The following is a 453-nucleotide window of genomic DNA, read 5'->3' as shown; positions in this document are numbered from 1 at the left end:
TCGCCCGGGCGATGGCTTACTTCCCCTTAGTTGGAGCGCTTCTGGGATTATCTGCGGCCGTTCTTTACGACTTGTGCCGTTATGCCTGGTCTGTTCAAGTATGTGATCTCATTGTCATTGCCTATCTGGTAATCATAACCGGAAACCTGCATGGAGACGCGGTGATGGACACGGCTGATGGGATTTTCAGCGGAAGGACGCGTGAGGGTATCTTGGAGATCATGAAGGACAGCCGGGCGGGAGCGCATGGTGTAATGGCATGCTGCCTGCTGATATTGGCCAAGTTTGTGCTTCTGGGGCAAATAGCCCCGGCGGGAAAAGCAGCCGCCCTGGTTCTTATGCCGCTTCTGGGCCGCTGGGCTCAGGTCTATGGCGCCGCGGTATATCAATATGCCCGGACAGGCGGGGGTACAGGAAGGTTTACCGAATATGTGGGGCTGCGCGAGATATTCT

At 55.8% G+C, this 453-nt stretch carries 1 protein-coding gene; it reads left to right on the top strand.

Annotation, left to right across the window (positions count from 1 at the left end; translation table 11 throughout):
* A partial coding sequence (locus B2633_RS11975; protein WP_483170925.1) for an adenosylcobinamide-GDP ribazoletransferase occupies positions 1-453 on the top strand: 453 nt, incomplete at both ends.

It is taken from the genome of Syntrophomonas sp. UBA1041 (genome assembly GCF_002316705.1).
Taxonomy (GTDB): domain Bacteria; phylum Bacillota; class Syntrophomonadia; order Syntrophomonadales; family Syntrophomonadaceae; genus DTU019.
This window is presented reverse-complemented; position numbering and strand designations above follow the sequence as displayed.